The sequence below is a fragment of the Pedobacter sp. AW31-3R genome, assembly GCF_052180285.1.
Classification (GTDB): Bacteria; Bacteroidota; Bacteroidia; order Sphingobacteriales; family Sphingobacteriaceae; genus Pedobacter.
Genome location: NZ_CP197475.1, coordinates 1,296,505 through 1,312,452, shown reverse-complemented (window position 1 = coordinate 1,312,452; position 15,948 = coordinate 1,296,505). Strand labels below are relative to the sequence as shown.

Genomic DNA, 15,948 nt, shown 5'->3' with positions numbered 1-15,948 from the left:
ATGAAAACGGCCTCCCCGAGATGAAAACGATTTTTCAGCTGTTATTCGGTATATTTCTTTTTCAGCAGGGCCAGGTCTTGCTTGCTTAAACCTATTTCCTGGCTGAGGAACTGATCAACACTTCCATACTGCGTCACAATTGCTTCGTAAGCAGCCATCAGGTACTGACTTTTTACTCCTGACAGGTCTTTGGCTACCTGCTCTTTAATGCCCAGGGCAACCATTTGCTGCACCATTTTTTCATTTTCCACTTTCCGGTATTCATTACTTTCCAGATAGTCGTCCAAAATTGTTTGTTCCGGAACGCCAAGAGCATACAATAACAAGGCAGCACCAATTCCTGTCCTGTCTTTTCCAGCGGTGCAATGAAACAATAATGCGGAGGAATCAGGCATCACCAGCAATTCCTTAAAAAATGGCTGGTATTTCGCTTTTAAATGAGCAGTCTGGCTATAGAAGGAGATCATGAGAGAGTCTGCAGTGTTTAATTTCGGCAATTGCGACATCCAGCTGTTCAGATTTTCGCTCCCTGCCGGCAATTGTAAATAGACAGCCCCTTCAGGCAGACGGTCTTTGGCTTTGGCCACCTCATCATTGCCGCGGAAGTCTACGACATAGCTGATATGTCTTTGCGCAAGCTCTTTCATATCCTGCTCGGTAAGGCGGCTGATTTCTCCTGAACGGAAAAGTTTATTCCACTTCACATGGGTACCCTGAGTAGTTTCATAGCCACCCAGCTGCCTGAAGTTTGTAGCTCCGGTAATGGCAACAGCTTTTGTCTTCTCCTGGGCTACTGCCAGGGTATGGATTCCTGTACCCAGGAGGAATAATAAAAAAATAAGTTTTTTCATGAGTAATAGTTATTTGTTACAGGTGATTAAACTGTCGCTAGTTTTCATATGTATACGCCCTCAGCCAAAAAGGCGAAGAGCGTATACATAAAGCAAGGGTAATCCTGCTTCGGCTATTTGAAAAGCCAGTTATCCTTTGATATATCATCAGCACCACCAAACTGGGATTGTATCGCAGCTTTATAATTTTCACTGTTATAGGTAATCTCATTCTGAGGGTTCATCCATCTGCGTGAAATCTTATTATTGGAAGTACCAATACCTACACCACCATCAATAAAAGCAGGATACCCGGTTCTCAGGTAATTATAAAAAGGCTCATAACCAGAGTTATTAAACATCGCCACATACTTCTGTGTAAGGATCTGTTTTAAACCATTTTCATTGTTCCCTTTATACACCACATTGGCATTTGCCATGAACCTGGGGATATCAATAATTGTCGTACCGATTGTTCCCCCTAGTCTGTCACCCACTGTAAAAGTTTGTCCGTTTGTCAAACCGTAAATACCAAGTGATGCATTTATTCCTTTATCATACCAACTTTTGGCGTCACCTGTTAACCAGCCGTGGTTAATTGCCTCTGCTACGTTGAAACATAACTCCGGGTATCCAAGTAAAATATAGGCTTCAGCAGTTGAACCATCCTGAGAGGAGAAATAACGTTTGTAGTTGATATAGGAATAGGCGCCTTTATCAGAACTGGTATTCCCCAAAGCATCAGTACCGTTAAAAAGTACAGCCTGATCAGTATTGTTACTTGCTCCAACATATGCACTAAAGTCACCCACACTTTTATTTCCCAAGCTGGATTTATACTGTGCCGGAGCAGGAGTTGCAAATACGAATGTCCGTGGATCTTCGCTGGATGTGGTGATATCTAAAATAGTTTTAGAAATATTTGCGCCATAACTGTACGACCTGCTGGTATACACAGGATACGGATTATAAGATGCATTATATTTATAGGACATGTTATCTGAATTTGCTTCCATAACAGGATATTGAATGGGGTTATTCACCATTGTTGCAAACTGAGTAGCAACATTCAGATCTGCATGATCAACAGCACGCTTGCTCAGACTCACCAGGAGACGTAGTTTATACGTATTGATTACCTTTTGCCATTGGAAATAGGTTAAACCAAAAACATCACCCTGTGCATCCAATACCACATTTTTATTTGCCGGAGTAACCGTTAATAGATTGGTCATAATGGTATTGGCCTCATCAAGCAAAATCAGGGAGTTTTTATACACCTCTTTCTGCGTGTCAAATTTAGGTGTTAAATTATCAGCATTCCCTGCTTCTGACATGGGAATGTTTCCAACCCGAACACTTAACCATATGGCTGTGTAAGCTCTGAAAAACTTGGCCAGGGCAAAATAAGCATTGGTAGTATTTCCAAGTTTAGCGGCCTGTTCTTCTAATTTAATGGCATATCTGAGCATTTCATACTGATGATCGGAATTACCCCAGTTATAAAAATTACTTCCCCAGTAATAAGAATAATTACTTACATAGTATTGATTTGTTCTGTTCGCCTGGGCAAAAGGCTGTTCTTCTGCTTTGATAAGGGACGAAGTAATACGATTGAGTATGAGTGTTGGAGGCACCAGTGTACCATCTCCGGCAGCATTCGGGTTATCCAGCAGGTTACCCTTCTGACATCCTGTTGTACCTGCAAGTAAAAACATAAGCAGGCCTAGTGTATATATTCTGTTTGTGAATTTCATGTTGTGATTTTTAAAATTAGCTTATAGACTGAGATTAATGTTGAATCCGAAAGAGCGGGTGGTGCTGCTCTGCAAAGTAGTACTGCCTTTACCACCTTGTGCTACCCTGTCGGTAGCATTGAAACCAGAGGCATAGCTGTCCATATCCATATCTTTCCTTTTAGCGAAGTAAAGCAGATTTCTACCTACTAAAGAGAAGGTTGCAGATTTGAAGAAGGCTTTTCTAAGCATCTTCTCAGGTAAGCTATAACTCAATCCCATTTCACGTAACTTGGCAAAAGAACGGTCAACCATAAAATATTCTGTATTGCCATACAATCCGTTGGTACCTGTAATATAACTTTGTACCGTTACTGCTTTTGTATTCGGAGCAAAAGTCAGTTCATTCAGATTAGTGATCTGTCCTTTATCATATACCGGTGTACCCGACGTGATGACTACGCCCTGACCTACATATGCAGGCGCTACAGTACCCGTATTTTTCAAAGAATTCCATTCCGAAAGCCTTGCCTCTCCAAATGCTCCTGAAGCAGTTTCAATACCTGTACCTCCATTCATGGTCTGTGCATAAGTAAAATCATAGATTTTACCACCTATACGGCCATCCCATTGGAAACTCAATCCCCAATTTTTATAACTGAACCTGTTGTTGATCCCTATTGAAAAGTCAGGGTTAAGATTTCCTAAGAATCCATTCTGCTGATCTCCAGTTGGTGCCTGCTGGATTAATCCTGCAGAAGTATGAACAATATTCCCATTGCCATCCTTCACCAGTGTCCTTCCATAATAAGCATCAAGTCTTTCACCAACCCGGTAACCATGGCCATTTAAATACAGTACGGATTCATCGCCATAAATTTCTTTCAATGTTTCTTTATAGGTACTCCAGTTCGCACTGATATCCCAGTTAAAACCATTTGAATGTTTGATCACTGAAGCATTTAATCCGATCTCAAAACCTTGATTTAAGGTGGTAATTCCATTGATATTACGTTTTGTATATCCTGTAGAGGGAGCCACATCCAAAGCGTAGATCATTGGACCATTGATGGTACGGAAGTAGGTGGCATCCAATCCTATTCTGTTGTTCAGGAATTTAATATCCAGACCACCTTCATAAGATAAGCGGTTGTATGGTTTTAACAACTGATTGGCAATAACATCTGAATAACTTGCCGCAGGTAAACCACTATAATAACTGTTGATGGAGTAAGAGTTCTGGTTGGCATAACTTGGGCCATCATATACAGAATAAAGTTCTGAACCGTAATTCAAGAGGGAAGAACCTAAGGTTTTACCTGTAACCCCCATATAGGCAGATCCAACTGTGGCATTGGTTAATCCTCCTTTAACTTCAGCTACTGAAGCCCTAAGTTTAAGGAAAGAAACAAACGCTGGCAATTTTGCATAATCAGTAATTACCGTACTTAAGGATGCAGAAGGGTAAAAGAAAGTATCATTACCTTTGGCAAAGGTAGATAGCTTATCTACACGACCAGTAGTATTTAAGTTGAAATAATTCTTATAGCTGGCATCTGCTGAATAATATCCGCTGTATACCTGCATCGTAGAGCCCCAGGTATAACTTAACGCTGCAGCCTGCGAGTTGGATAAACTGTATAATTTAGGAATGGCCAGTCCTTTAGTGGTTGCCCAGGTAGAATTGTATTTGTAAGAACGCATACTTGCACCTGCAAGAGCAGAAATATTCCAGTTACTTATTTTCTTATTGTAACTTAACAATAAATCAGTATTATTTTCAAGAACATTGCGCTCATCTACACGGTAATCTCCATACCAGCCGAATTTATACCAGGCTACGTAATCATTAAGATTCGTTGAAGGTGGAACTTTCTCTGTACGGGTCTGGTTCCATGTTGTTACCTGCGAACGCAGGCTTAAATTAAAATCATCACTGAACTTATAGGAAGCTTTGATGAAACCATAGATATCTGTCTTGTTATGGGAACGTAACCATTCCTTCGCCATAAACCAGGCACTGTTCAGACGGCCATATTCTGCAGAATTCTGAACCAGGTCTTTCACCCCCTGCTGACCACCATAGATGTCTTCCAGATCCCTGATATCATAATCAGAAGAACCATAAACTTTGAACATATAGGTATAGCTGTTAGGACCATAATTTACGTCCGGAATATTTGGTGTATACTGAACACTTAAGTTCATGTTTCCTTCTATCCTTAATTTATCATTCACATTATAGCCTAAACTCAGATTGGCATTGTCGCCATTAAGTTTTGTATTGGGGAAGATCCCTTTCTGATAAAGATGTGAGTAAGACAAACGCATATCGTACTTTTCACCTGAAGCGGATAAGGAGATGTTATTTGTGGTAGTTAATCCTGTTTGTACAAAGTTTTCGAAATTGTTCTTTCCTCTCAATAACCATGGTGTAGTACCACGAACCTGTGTGGTCGCATTCCATGGACTGTCATATTGTTGTATAAGCTGGCCTTCAAAACGTGGACCCCATTCCGGTAAACGCTGTCCGTTATCATAGGCCACATTACCATAGGAATATTTGAAACCTGTACCACGACCGTATTCATACTGACTTTCCGGCAATGCCAAAAAGCCCTTGTCAAACATGGTCGTATTGTTAAAGTCTATAGTCCATCCTTTACTGTCATTTGTACCATGTTTGGTCGTAATGACAATGGCACCGTTAATCCCTCTTGAGCCATATAATGCAGCAGCATTCGGGCCTTTCAGGATAGAATAGCTTTCTATATCATCCGGACTAATGTTCCAGGTATCGGAGCTGATCGGTACACCGTCTACTACATATAATAAATCCTTACTGCCACGCAGAACAATCTCCGGCCGGCCTAACATTTCCGTATTTGCCCCGACAGAAAGTCCGGCAACTTTACCCGCCAACGCATTTAAAGGATTCGCTGCGCGGATCTTATTCACCTCACTGCCCTTGATTTCTGTTACGGCATATCCTAATTTTTTAGTTTCTTTCTTAATACCAAGTGCGGTTACGACCACCTCACCTAAAACGTTTGAGTTATTCTTCAAATCAATGGTCAGTACTGTTTGATTACCCAATACGATCTGCTGCGTGAGGTAACCAACAGCAGAAATAACCAGTGTCTGCCCTTTTTCTGCAGCAATAACGAAGGCACCATCGTTATTGGTTGATGTACCGGTTTTGGTACCTTTTATCATGATGTTGACGCCTGGAACAGTTACCTGGATCTCATCTCTGACCGTCCCCCTGTAGGAGGTACGCTGAGCAAAAAGACTTCCTGTTGCAGTGAAAATGAACGCCACAAGGAGCAGCATCCGGGACACGTTGAGTAGTTTTTGATTCATATACTTTTTTTTTGTTGTCCACAAAAGTATAGTCGCCATATAACGAAATCATTGCAAAGAAATTAAAACGAGATTAGAAAATAAGAAGAAAGGGCAGCAAAAATATCCGTTTATACACTTTCATATTAAGGAATTGCAAATTCTTCTTTTTTTTGCAGTTTATAGGTTTTTACTGTTTCCTAAAAACTGAAAATTCATGAAAGGTAGACAAGGAAGCCAAAACAAATAATGATGCGGTTTCTTGTACTGCGATTAAAAAAATTTTGCGATACAGAAAGAAATTCTGCTGCAAACCTGAAAGAATGATTTGACGTACGGTAAACCAATACCAGAGTAGAGCTGCCTTGTAACCATTTTAGTCACAATGGATTAAAATTGCATCTGAAACTATTTAATCAGCATTTGCTGGAAAGACAGACTGTCGCCACGGAAGGCATTAAAATCTACTACATGGTTAATACCGGTAATCCTTGCCTTATCGGAATGTTGCCAGAAAAACCATTTTGTATCTGCTCCGGCTTTGAGGTCCGATTGATAATAATGGGCAATCCATAAAGGATACTCATCAAAATACCCCTTCAGATAATCCTTATAAAAAACCAGTCCGGAATAGATAATGGGTTTTACCTTCGTTTTTTTCTCTACATGTCCGATAAAATCGCTCAGCTCTGCACGCATCTTTTCCGGAGAAACACCACTCAGGTGCTCTACATCAATCACAGGAGGAAGATCACCTTCTTCAAACTTCACAGTCTGCAGAAAAAAACGGGCCTGCCACAAACCAGACTTCTTAGGAATAAAAAAATGGTAGGCACCACAGACAATCCCTGCTTTGGGGGCCTCCCGCCAATTGCGCTGGAAATAAGGATCTACACTGGAAATACCCTCTGTAGCCTTAATAAAAGCATATGTAATCTGTACATCGTCTTCCCGCATAGACTTCACCATTTTCCAGTCTATTTTTCCCTGGTAGGAAGAAACATCTATACCATGGATTTGGTACCTTTTGGGGATCTGGATGTTAAAACTTTTATACGTACGGTAATTGGGGTCTTCTCCGATATCCAGCACCCAGCGTGTGGCAGAAGTAAATATTTTGAGTACATAACCATAATACAGCGGGGAGAACAAGACCGGCAGCACCAGGGCAATAACGAACTTCCATTGAAGGGATAATCCTTTACCTTTCTTTGCAGGAGCCTTTCTACGCTTAGTGGCGGCAGTCTTGGCGGTTGCTTTTGTAGTTGTTTTTGCAGCTGGCCTGGAGGATGGCCTGCCTGTCGATTTCGTGCCAGTTTTAGCGGTCGACCTCGCCTCTATGGCTGCTTTAACCGCAGCCAGCGGATTATCAATCTCAGTGATTTGCTTTTGATCTGCTGGTTTTCTTTTTATAGGAGGCACGCTGTAAAAATACAAAAGGGCAGCCGTTAAGCCACCCTTTTGGAAATAAATATCAAAAATTATTTACTGAGTTCAGCAAAATACTTGTGGAACAGGGGTAATGTTTCTATTCCTTTATAGTAGTTATAGATATCATATTTTTCGTTTGGCGAGTGTAAAGCATCACTATCCAGTCCGAAGCCAAAAAGTACCGATTTAATGCCCAGTACATCTTCAAATAAAGCGACAATAGGGATACTGCCCCCACCGCGTGTAGGAATTGGCTTTTTACCGAAACTATCTTCAATAGCTTTTTCTGCGGCGCGGTAAGCCACGCTGTCGGTCGGTGTGACTACAGGTTCGCCACCGTGGTGTGCCATCACTTTCACCTTCACAAATTCCGGTGCAATGCTTTCAAAATGCTTCTGGAAAATAGCAGAGATTTCTTCCGAACTCTGGTTAGGCACCAGGCGCATAGAAATTTTGGCATTTGCTTTTGAAGGCAACACCGTCTTTGCCCCTTCCCCAATATACCCGCTCCAGATGCCATTTACCTCTAATGTAGGTCTGGTTCCTGTGCGCTCTAAAGTGGAATATCCTTTTTCACCCCATTCGGCATCGATGCCCAGGTCTTGTTTGTATTCTTCCAGATCAAAAGGAGCTGAATTTAGTGCTTCCTTCTCCTCATCCGTCAGCGAAATGACTTTATCGTAAAATTCAGGAATGGTGATATGGTTGTTTTCATCATGCAGGGATGCAATCATTTTACATAAAATCGTAGCAGGATTGGCTACAGCCCCGCCATATACCCCCGAATGCAAATCACGGTTCGGACCTACGACTTCCACTTCCATATAGGCCAATCCCCGCAGCCCGGTTTCTATAGAAGGGTTTTCCATGCTGATCATGGAGGTATCAGAAATCAATACCACATCAGATTTTAAACGTGCTGCATTGTCTTTTACAAAAATGCCAAGATTGCTGGAACCTACTTCCTCCTCCCCTTCAATCATGAACTTTACGTTACAGGCCAGGGTATTGGTTTTCATCATCAGTTCAAAGGCTTTTACATGCATGTAAAACTGTCCCTTATCGTCAGCAGAACCACGCGCATAGATTTTACCGTCACGTACGGTAGGCTCAAATGGAGGCGTATCCCACAGCTCCAGCGGATCAGCCGGCTGCACGTCATAATGGCCATATATCAATACTGTAGGCAAGGCCCCGTCGATTATTTTTTCTCCGTATACAATTGGGTATCCGGCAGTTTCGCAGACTTCTACGGCATCCGCTCCTGCTTCCCTAAGCTTTTCAGCCACAAAATCAGCAGTTTTCAGTACATCACCTTTATATTTCGGGTCTGCACTTACCGATGGAAAGCGTAACAATGCAAACAACTCCTCTAAAAAACGCTGCTTGTTTTCTTCTACATATTTTTTGATCTCTTGCATAACAAAATGATTTTGGGCAAAGATATATAATTGGGATACCAATCTGAAACAGTGCAGCGCTTAAGCCCGGAATTGGCTTTTAGCCATTCTCCACAGGAGGAAAACGCACAATCACCAATCTCCAGTAAAATAAATGAACAGGTATTCCGCTATTCAGGATAAATTTCAGAAATAATTACGGAACCGGATACCTAAGGGATTCTTCTGAAAAAAGACAAAAAAAATAAATTAAAAATAAACCTATAGGTTGATTAAATGGAAATAAATACTATCTTTGTGAACAAGTTATATGCTTTCAAATTTGATACGCAGGTATGGAATGAATTTGAACGCGCATTTAAATTGTGGAACGATGCAGAATATCTGCTCGCATTCTTTGAAAATAACATACAAGACATCCATGCTGCGTTCTATAACGGAATGACACTGGAAGGAGCCATAATGAATACCCTGGCGGAGGCAAGGGAATTTGAACATATTGTATTGAACAGGGTAGCTACAGGTACACTGGATTACCTTTTCAAGCAACTGGATAATAAATTTTACAGGCAAATAGATATCAGCAGGCAAAAGGCATATGGAACATACCAAAAGAGCTGGCTGAGGATATATGCCATTAAGATAGGTACAATATACATCGTGACGGGAAGTGCGATTAAACTCACCAGAACGATGGGGGAAAGAGCGCATACGAAAAAAGAATTGGTAAAGATGGAACAATGCAAAGACTTCCTGATTCAGCAGGGCATCTTTGATGAGCAGGCCATCGTAGAAATGTAAATAAAATGAAAGAACTAACAGACATCACAGAAAGGCTGAATAAAATCGCATCAGCTGAAGTCTCTACCTGGCAAAAGGAAGCCACCTGGAGGCAGGAAAATAAAGAATGGTTGATGAAATCGGCTGCAATCGCAGTAAAAATAATGCTCAGCCTGAAAAGTAAAGGCTGGACCCAGGTGCAGTTGGCGGAGCAATTGGGTACATCTCCCCAGCATGTGAATAAAATTGTAAAAGGCCAGGAAAACCTCACCCTGGAAACCATTACAAAAATTGAAGCTTGCCTGGGTGTTGAGTTGATTACTGTCATACCGGATAAGGATAAGGGCCACCCTAAAACAACAACACCACGGTAAGTTTTTTTTACAGCGATCAATTTTACCAACATCCTTAAAATACCCGCCGGGATTTGTTATTTTTGTCAATTCAAATACGCAAAAAGAGGAATCAATTTGGACTATTTAGCGGGACTAAACCCACAACAACGTGCAGCAGTAGAAAACACCCAGGGACCAGCAATGATCGTTGCCGGTGCAGGGTCGGGGAAAACCAGGGTAATCACCTACAGGGTTGCCTATCTTATTGAAAAAGGAGTTGACCCATTCAATATCCTGGTGTTGACCTTTACAAACAAAGCTTCAAAGGATATGCGCGAGCGTATCTCTAAAGTAGTTGGTACAGAAGCCAAAAACCTATGGATGGGAACATTCCACTCTGTTTTTGCCAAAATACTGCGTGTAGAAGCAGAGAAGATCGGATATCCTTCCAACTTCACTATCTATGATACCGATGACAGTAAAAGCCTGATCCGCGCTATCCTCAGGGAAATGCAGCTGGATGATAAGCTCTACAATGCCAACTTCGTTTATAACCGGATCTCATCGGCAAAAAATAACCTGGTCAGTCATACTGAATACCTGGATAACAAAGAGATTCAGGCAGAAGATGCCAGCAATAAACGTCCGCTGATTGGGGTCATCTATGAAACGTACACCAAACGCTGTTTCAAAGCCGGTGCGATGGATTTTGACGATTTACTTTTCAAAACCAATGTTTTACTGAAAAACCACCCCGATGTACTGAATAAATACCAGCAGAAATTTAAATACCTGATGGTGGATGAGTACCAGGATACTAACTTTTCACAGTATACCATTGTCAAGAAACTTGCTGCTGCCTACCAAAATATCTGTGTGGTAGGTGATGATGCACAAAGTATCTACGGATTCAGGGGGGCAAATATCCAGAACATCCTGAATTTTGAAAAAGATTATCCGGACCTGAAGGTCTACAAACTGGAGCAAAATTACCGCTCTACACAGAATATCGTAGATGTCGCCAACAGTATTATTGCCAACAATAAAAACCAGCTGGAGAAAAATGTCTTTTCTGATAATGAAAAAGGCGACAGGATTAAAGTCTCCCGCGCATTTACCGATAATGAAGAGGGTAAAATTGTAGCGGAAGCGATCGTACAGGACCGTACTTCAAACGGCCTTAATTATAATGATTTTGCCATCCTTTACCGGACCAATGCGCAATCCAGGGCCATGGAGGAAGGATTGAGGAAATTAAATATCCCTTACAAGATCTTCGGGGGACTCTCTTTCTACCAACGTAAAGAGATCAAGGATTTAATTGCTTATTTCCGCCTGACTTTCAATCCGAGTGATGAAGAAGCCATCAAAAGGGTCATCAATTATCCGAAAAGGGGATTAGGTGATACCACGGTAGATAAGATCATCGTTGCGGCAGACCAGCATGACATCACCATGTGGGAAGTGATTTGCGACCCGCAAAAATACATTGCGGGCAGGATTGCCAACCAGCTGAATGATTTTGCCATGCTCATTAAAAGTTTCATGGCAGAAGCGAAGAAACTGGATGCGTATGAAACTGCATTGTATATTGCACAACATTCAGGGATCTTAAAAGAACTGCATACTGATGACAGTATAGAAGGCCGCAGCAGGTACGAAAATATCCAGGAATTGCTGAACGGGGTGAAGGAATTCGCTGAACGTGAAGATATTGAAGACCGCGGACTGGCTATTTTCATGCAGGATATTGCTTTGCTGACCAATGATGACAGACAGGACGACAAGGATAAGGACATGGTTTCCATGATGACCATCCACTCGGCCAAAGGACTGGAATTTAAAAACGTATTTGTGGTGGGACTGGAAGAAAACCTTTTCCCTTCCCAAATGTCACTGAATTCAAGGACCGATCTGGAAGAGGAACGCAGGCTTTTTTATGTCGCGATTACCCGTGCTGAAAAGAAACTTACCCTGACCTATGCCACCTCAAGATACCGCTGGGGAACACTGACCAGCTGTGAGCCGAGCCGTTTCATCAATGAAATCAATGCCAAATACCTGGAGCTGGAAATGGTTAAAGCGCCAAAAAACAGTAGCCTCGATTCAGGAAGCTTTGAAGGCGAACGCCGTTCATGGACACAACAACGTGATAGTTTCAGCAAACCGAAACCTGCATCGTCTGGATCTTCGGCAAGTGCCGGAACAGCGCCACGGCCAAAAACGACGTCTATCCTTCCCAAGGCACACGTACCTTCAGCAGGTTTTAAACCCGATGAAGCGAAAGCCTTCCAGAATGGCATGGAAGTAGAGCATGAAAAGTTCGGATTTGGTAAGATCATCAATTTAGAAGGGACCTTACCCGATGTGAAAGCAACGGTATTTTTCCAGGGATTAGGAAATAAACAATTATTATTAAAATTTGCTAAATTGCAGATTGTAAAATAAGGTTATCTTTGAACAATATAACAAATCAGGCTTTGTGTCGTTATTCCCTTCTACGACTGCCTTTAAGAAATAATAAAGAATGAATTTCGATTATAACACCACAAGAAACGAGTTAATTCTTGCAGAATATGGCCGTAATGTACAGAATATGGTGAAGTACATTTGCGAGCTGCCTGATCTGGAAGAAAGAAATAAATATGCCCAGGCAGTGATAGATCTGATGGGGTTCTTAAATCCACATTTGAGGGATGTTGCTGATTTCAAGCATAAATTATGGGATCACCTGCACATCATATCAGGATATAAGATAGAGGTAGACAGCCCTTATCCTAAACCGACACCTGAAATGGCACTCGTAAAACCTGCACATATCGGTTATCCCCAAAAGAGGATTACCTATAAGCATTATGGAAAAACAGTAGAAACGCTGATTGAAAGGGCAAAGGCTGTAGACGAACCGGAACGCAGGGCTGCTATGGTTCAGGGCATTGCTAATTTCATGAAAATGGCCTATGTTACCTGGAATAAAGACAGCGTTGCTGATGAGACGATCATCAAAAACTTACGTGAGCTATCCGGTGGGCAACTGGTACTGGATGAAAATGTGAACCTGAATAAAGTAGAATTCAGGCCACAGGTGAGCAGATCGGCAACAAACAACCGCGGACGCAATAACAATAACAACAATAATAAAGGAAGACAGAATAACAACAACAATAACCGTCCTCCCCGCAGCAATAATAACAATCCGAAACAAAGACATTAATCTGTCTGCAATATATATTATAGGTTAACAGCACATGAACGCATTTGAAATTATAGGCGGGAAGAAGTTAAAAGGAGAAATTCATCCTCAGGGAGCTAAAAATGAAGCCCTTCAGATTATTTCTGCCGTTCTGCTTACTGAAGAAAAAATCACCATCAGCAACATCCCTGATATCAAGGATGTCAATAAATTAATTGAATTATTGGGAGACCTGGGGGTTATTGTTGAAAGGTTATCAAAAGATACTTATACTTTTGAAGCCAAAAATATCAACCTGGATTTCTTTAAATCTGAAACTTTTAAATCTAAAGGTGGAAGCTTAAGGGGTTCAATCATGATTGTTGGTCCGCTGTTAGGCCGCTTCGGTAAAGCCGCTATCCCTAAACCAGGGGGCGACAAAATAGGACGAAGAAGACTCGACACCCACTTTCTGGGTTTCGAAAAATTAGGTGCCAAATTTGTTTATGATGCGAAAGAAGCCTTCTTTAATGTGGATGCAACAAACCTTCAGGGTGCGTATATCCTGCTGGATGAGGCATCTGTTACGGGAACAGCGAATATTGTAATGGCTGCAGTGCTGGCCAAAGGGGTAACAACCATCTACAATGCCGCATGTGAGCCTTATTTACAGCAGTTGTGTAAAATGCTTAACCGCATGGGTGCTAAGATCTCCGGTATTGGATCTAACCTGCTGACTATTGAAGGCGTACAGAAATTAGGCGGTACCACACACCGTATGCTTCCCGATATGATCGAAATCGGCTCATTCATCGGTCTGGCTGCGATGACCGAATCGGAAATCACCATCAAAAATGTATGTTACCAGGAATTAGGTATTATCCCGGAGGTATTCAGGAAACTGGGAATCAGCTTCGAACTGCGGGGTGATGATATCTTTATCCCTTCCCAAAAACATTACATCATCGATACTTTTATTGACGGGTCGATACTTACTGTAGCCGATTCACCATGGCCAGGTTTTACGCCCGACCTGCTGAGTATCATCCTGGTTGTCGCTACGCAGGCAAGGGGTTCGGTACTTATTCATCAGAAAATGTTCGAAAGCCGTTTGTTCTTTGTAGATAAACTGATTGATATGGGGGCCCAGATCATTCTTTGTGATCCGCACAGGGCAACAGTGAATGGGATAGACAAACAATATAAATTAAGGGGAATCAGCATGACCTCCCCTGATATCCGTGCAGGAGTATCCCTGCTGATTGCAGCATTATCTGCCGAAGGTACCTCAACAATTTACAATATCGAGCAAATTGAACGTGGCTACCAGGATATCGATACACGTTTACGTGCTTTAGGTGCCCAGATCAAACGTGTGGACGGATCAGGTCCAGGCCACTAAAAAACTGCAGGAAACAGAAATTAAGGCATAAAAAAAGAGGGATATAATATCCCTCTTTTTTTATGCCTTAATTTCTGTGGTCTTATCCTGTTTCTCTGACCTTATGCAGATATCGCATTAATGATATCGTACTGCGTAATGATCTCTATGTTGCCATCAGCATCTTCTACCAGTACCGCGCTGTTTTCTTTGTTAATCAAGGCAGAAATCTTATCAATTGAAGTATTGAGATCCACAAAAGGGAAAGTAGCCGACATGACCTCTTTCACAGGTGAAGATTTCAGGGAAGGATTTTCCATTAAAGCCCTGAGGATATCACCCTCTGCCAGTTTACCCACCACCATCCCCTGCTGAGTCACAGGAATCTGGGAAATATTCAACGTATTCATGGTATTGATCGCTTCCACAAGTGATTTTTCACAATCGATGGTTACAATCTCTGTCTTCTCTTTTTTAGAAAGAATTGATTTTGCAGTCAATTTCTCGTCATGCAAAAATCCACGCTCCCGCAACCAGTCTTCATTATACATTTTACCCATATAACGACTGCCATGATCATGGAAAATGACTACCACCACATCTTCAGGTTGAAGCAGGTCTTTTAACTGCAACAGCCCCGCAATAGCCGAACCAGCAGAGTTCCCTACAAAAATCCCTTCCTTACGGGCAATATCACGGGTCATCAGCGCCGCATCCTTATCTGTCACTTTTTCAAACAGGTCGATGATATCAAAATCTACATTTTTTGGCAGGAAATCTTCTCCGATACCTTCCGTAATATATGGGTAAATCTCATTCTTATCTAAAATGCCTGTCTCTTTATATTTCTTGAAGACAGAACCATAGGTATCTATCCCCCATACTTTGATATCCGGATTTTGTTCTTTCAGGTATTTACCCGTACCGGAAATCGTTCCCCCCGTACCTACGCCGACTACCAGATGCGTAATTTTCCCTTCTGTCTGCGCCCAGATCTCAGGTCCCGTTTGTTCATAATGCGCCTGGGTATTGGCCAGGTTATCATATTGGTTCGGTTTCCATGAATTCGGCACCTCACGCTCTAAGCGCGAAGACACAGAATAATAAGAGCGCGGATCTTCAGGTTCAACATTCGTGGGACAAACGATGACTTCCGCACCAAAAGCACGCAATGCATCAACCTTTTCTTTCGACTGCTTATCTGTCGTCGTGAAGATACATTTGTATCCTTTTATAATGGCAGCCATAGCCAGTCCCATTCCCGTATTACCGGATGTTCCCTCGATGATGGTGCCACCTGGTTTCAGTTTGCCGCTTTTTTCAGCGTCTTCAATCATTTTAACAGCCATCCGGTCTTTAATGGAGTTTCCAGGATTGGTTGTTTCCACTTTTGCCAGTACAGTTGCCTGAATATCCTTTGTTATCGTATTCAGTCTTACAAGAGGCGTATTGCCGATAGTTTCTAAAATATTGTTATACCACATAGCACAAAAATACGACTTGATTACTAGAGTTTTATTTTTATTAAAAATTCATAATCT

At 41.8% G+C, this 15,948-nt stretch carries 11 protein-coding genes; 5 read left to right on the top strand and 6 right to left on the bottom strand.

Annotation, left to right across the window (positions count from 1 at the left end; translation table 11 throughout):
- Positions 1-41: 41 nt before the first annotated feature.
- The 5 genes from ACSBL2_RS05485 to ACSBL2_RS05465 all read right to left on the bottom strand — a co-directional run bounded on the left by ACSBL2_RS05485 (position 42) and on the right by ACSBL2_RS05465 (position 8,760).
- Positions 42-851 carry a tyrosine-protein phosphatase gene (locus ACSBL2_RS05485; RefSeq protein WP_442590664.1) on the bottom strand — a complete coding sequence of 270 codons (810 nt, stop codon included), beginning with the start codon at positions 849-851 and terminating at the stop codon, positions 42-44.
- Between the two features lie 113 nt (positions 852-964).
- Entirely contained in the window at positions 965-2,587 is a 1,623-nt protein-coding gene (locus tag ACSBL2_RS05480; RefSeq protein ID WP_442590663.1) for a SusD/RagB family nutrient-binding outer membrane lipoprotein, read from the bottom strand.
- Positions 2,588-2,608: 21 nt separating this feature from the next.
- The gene (locus tag ACSBL2_RS05475) at positions 2,609-5,929 is read right to left on the bottom strand and encodes a SusC/RagA family TonB-linked outer membrane protein (RefSeq protein WP_442590662.1); all 3,321 of its coding nucleotides are present in this window, start codon (positions 5,927-5,929) and stop codon (positions 2,609-2,611) included.
- 387 nt (positions 5,930-6,316) lie between these two features.
- Positions 6,317-7,330 (bottom strand): glycoside hydrolase family 25 protein, encoded by a 1,014-nt coding sequence (locus ACSBL2_RS05470; protein ID WP_442590661.1) that lies wholly within the window; start codon positions 7,328-7,330, stop codon positions 6,317-6,319.
- 59 nt (positions 7,331-7,389) lie between these two features.
- Positions 7,390-8,760, bottom strand: coding sequence for a dipeptidase (locus ACSBL2_RS05465; protein ID WP_442590660.1), 1,371 nt, complete (start codon positions 8,758-8,760; stop codon positions 7,390-7,392).
- Between the two features lie 255 nt (positions 8,761-9,015).
- Here ACSBL2_RS05465 and ACSBL2_RS05460 point away from each other — a divergent pair, with 255 nt between their 5' ends.
- The 5 genes from ACSBL2_RS05460 to murA all read left to right on the top strand — a co-directional run bounded on the left by ACSBL2_RS05460 (position 9,016) and on the right by murA (position 14,428).
- Complete coding sequence (locus ACSBL2_RS05460) at positions 9,016-9,540, top strand: hypothetical protein (RefSeq protein ID WP_442590659.1); 525 nt, start codon at positions 9,016-9,018, stop codon at positions 9,538-9,540.
- Positions 9,541-9,545: 5 nt separating this feature from the next.
- Entirely contained in the window at positions 9,546-9,893 is a 348-nt protein-coding gene (locus ACSBL2_RS05455; RefSeq protein WP_442590658.1) for a helix-turn-helix domain-containing protein, read from the top strand.
- A 96-nt stretch (positions 9,894-9,989) separates the two neighbouring features.
- Complete coding sequence (locus ACSBL2_RS05450; RefSeq protein WP_442590657.1) at positions 9,990-12,302, top strand: ATP-dependent helicase; 2,313 nt, start codon at positions 9,990-9,992, stop codon at positions 12,300-12,302.
- A gap of 79 nt (positions 12,303-12,381) precedes the next feature.
- Positions 12,382-13,068 carry a DUF4290 domain-containing protein gene (locus ACSBL2_RS05445; protein WP_442590656.1) on the top strand — a complete coding sequence of 229 codons (687 nt, stop codon included), beginning with the start codon at positions 12,382-12,384 and terminating at the stop codon, positions 13,066-13,068.
- A gap of 34 nt (positions 13,069-13,102) precedes the next feature.
- Positions 13,103-14,428: a UDP-N-acetylglucosamine 1-carboxyvinyltransferase gene (gene murA, locus ACSBL2_RS05440; RefSeq protein WP_442590655.1), complete on the top strand. Its 1,326-nt coding sequence runs from the start codon at positions 13,103-13,105 to the stop codon at positions 14,426-14,428.
- A gap of 101 nt (positions 14,429-14,529) precedes the next feature.
- Here murA and ACSBL2_RS05435 read toward each other — a convergent pair whose 3' ends face one another.
- Positions 14,530-15,891, bottom strand: a complete 1,362-nt coding sequence (locus tag ACSBL2_RS05435) for a pyridoxal-phosphate dependent enzyme (protein ID WP_442590654.1) — start codon at positions 15,889-15,891, stop codon at positions 14,530-14,532.
- Positions 15,892-15,948 lie beyond the last annotated feature (57 nt).

Coding starts and splice junctions, on each gene's coding strand:
- ACSBL2_RS05465 (WP_442590660.1), bottom strand. CDS start 8,760: ATGCAAGAGATCAAAAAATATGTAGAAGAAAACAAGCAGCGTTTTTTA.
- ACSBL2_RS05455 (WP_442590658.1), top strand. CDS start 9,546: ATGAAAGAACTAACAGACATCACAGAAAGGCTGAATAAAATCGCATCA.
- ACSBL2_RS05460 (WP_442590659.1), top strand. CDS start 9,016: ATGGAAATAAATACTATCTTTGTGAACAAGTTATATGCTTTCAAATTT.
- ACSBL2_RS05475 (WP_442590662.1), bottom strand. CDS start 5,929: ATGAATCAAAAACTACTCAACGTGTCCCGGATGCTGCTCCTTGTGGCG.
- ACSBL2_RS05485 (WP_442590664.1), bottom strand. CDS start 851: ATGAAAAAACTTATTTTTTTATTATTCCTCCTGGGTACAGGAATCCAT.
- murA (WP_442590655.1), top strand. CDS start 13,103: ATGAACGCATTTGAAATTATAGGCGGGAAGAAGTTAAAAGGAGAAATT.
- ACSBL2_RS05445 (WP_442590656.1), top strand. CDS start 12,382: ATGAATTTCGATTATAACACCACAAGAAACGAGTTAATTCTTGCAGAA.
- ACSBL2_RS05480 (WP_442590663.1), bottom strand. CDS start 2,587: ATGAAATTCACAAACAGAATATATACACTAGGCCTGCTTATGTTTTTA.
- ACSBL2_RS05435 (WP_442590654.1), bottom strand. CDS start 15,891: ATGTGGTATAACAATATTTTAGAAACTATCGGCAATACGCCTCTTGTA.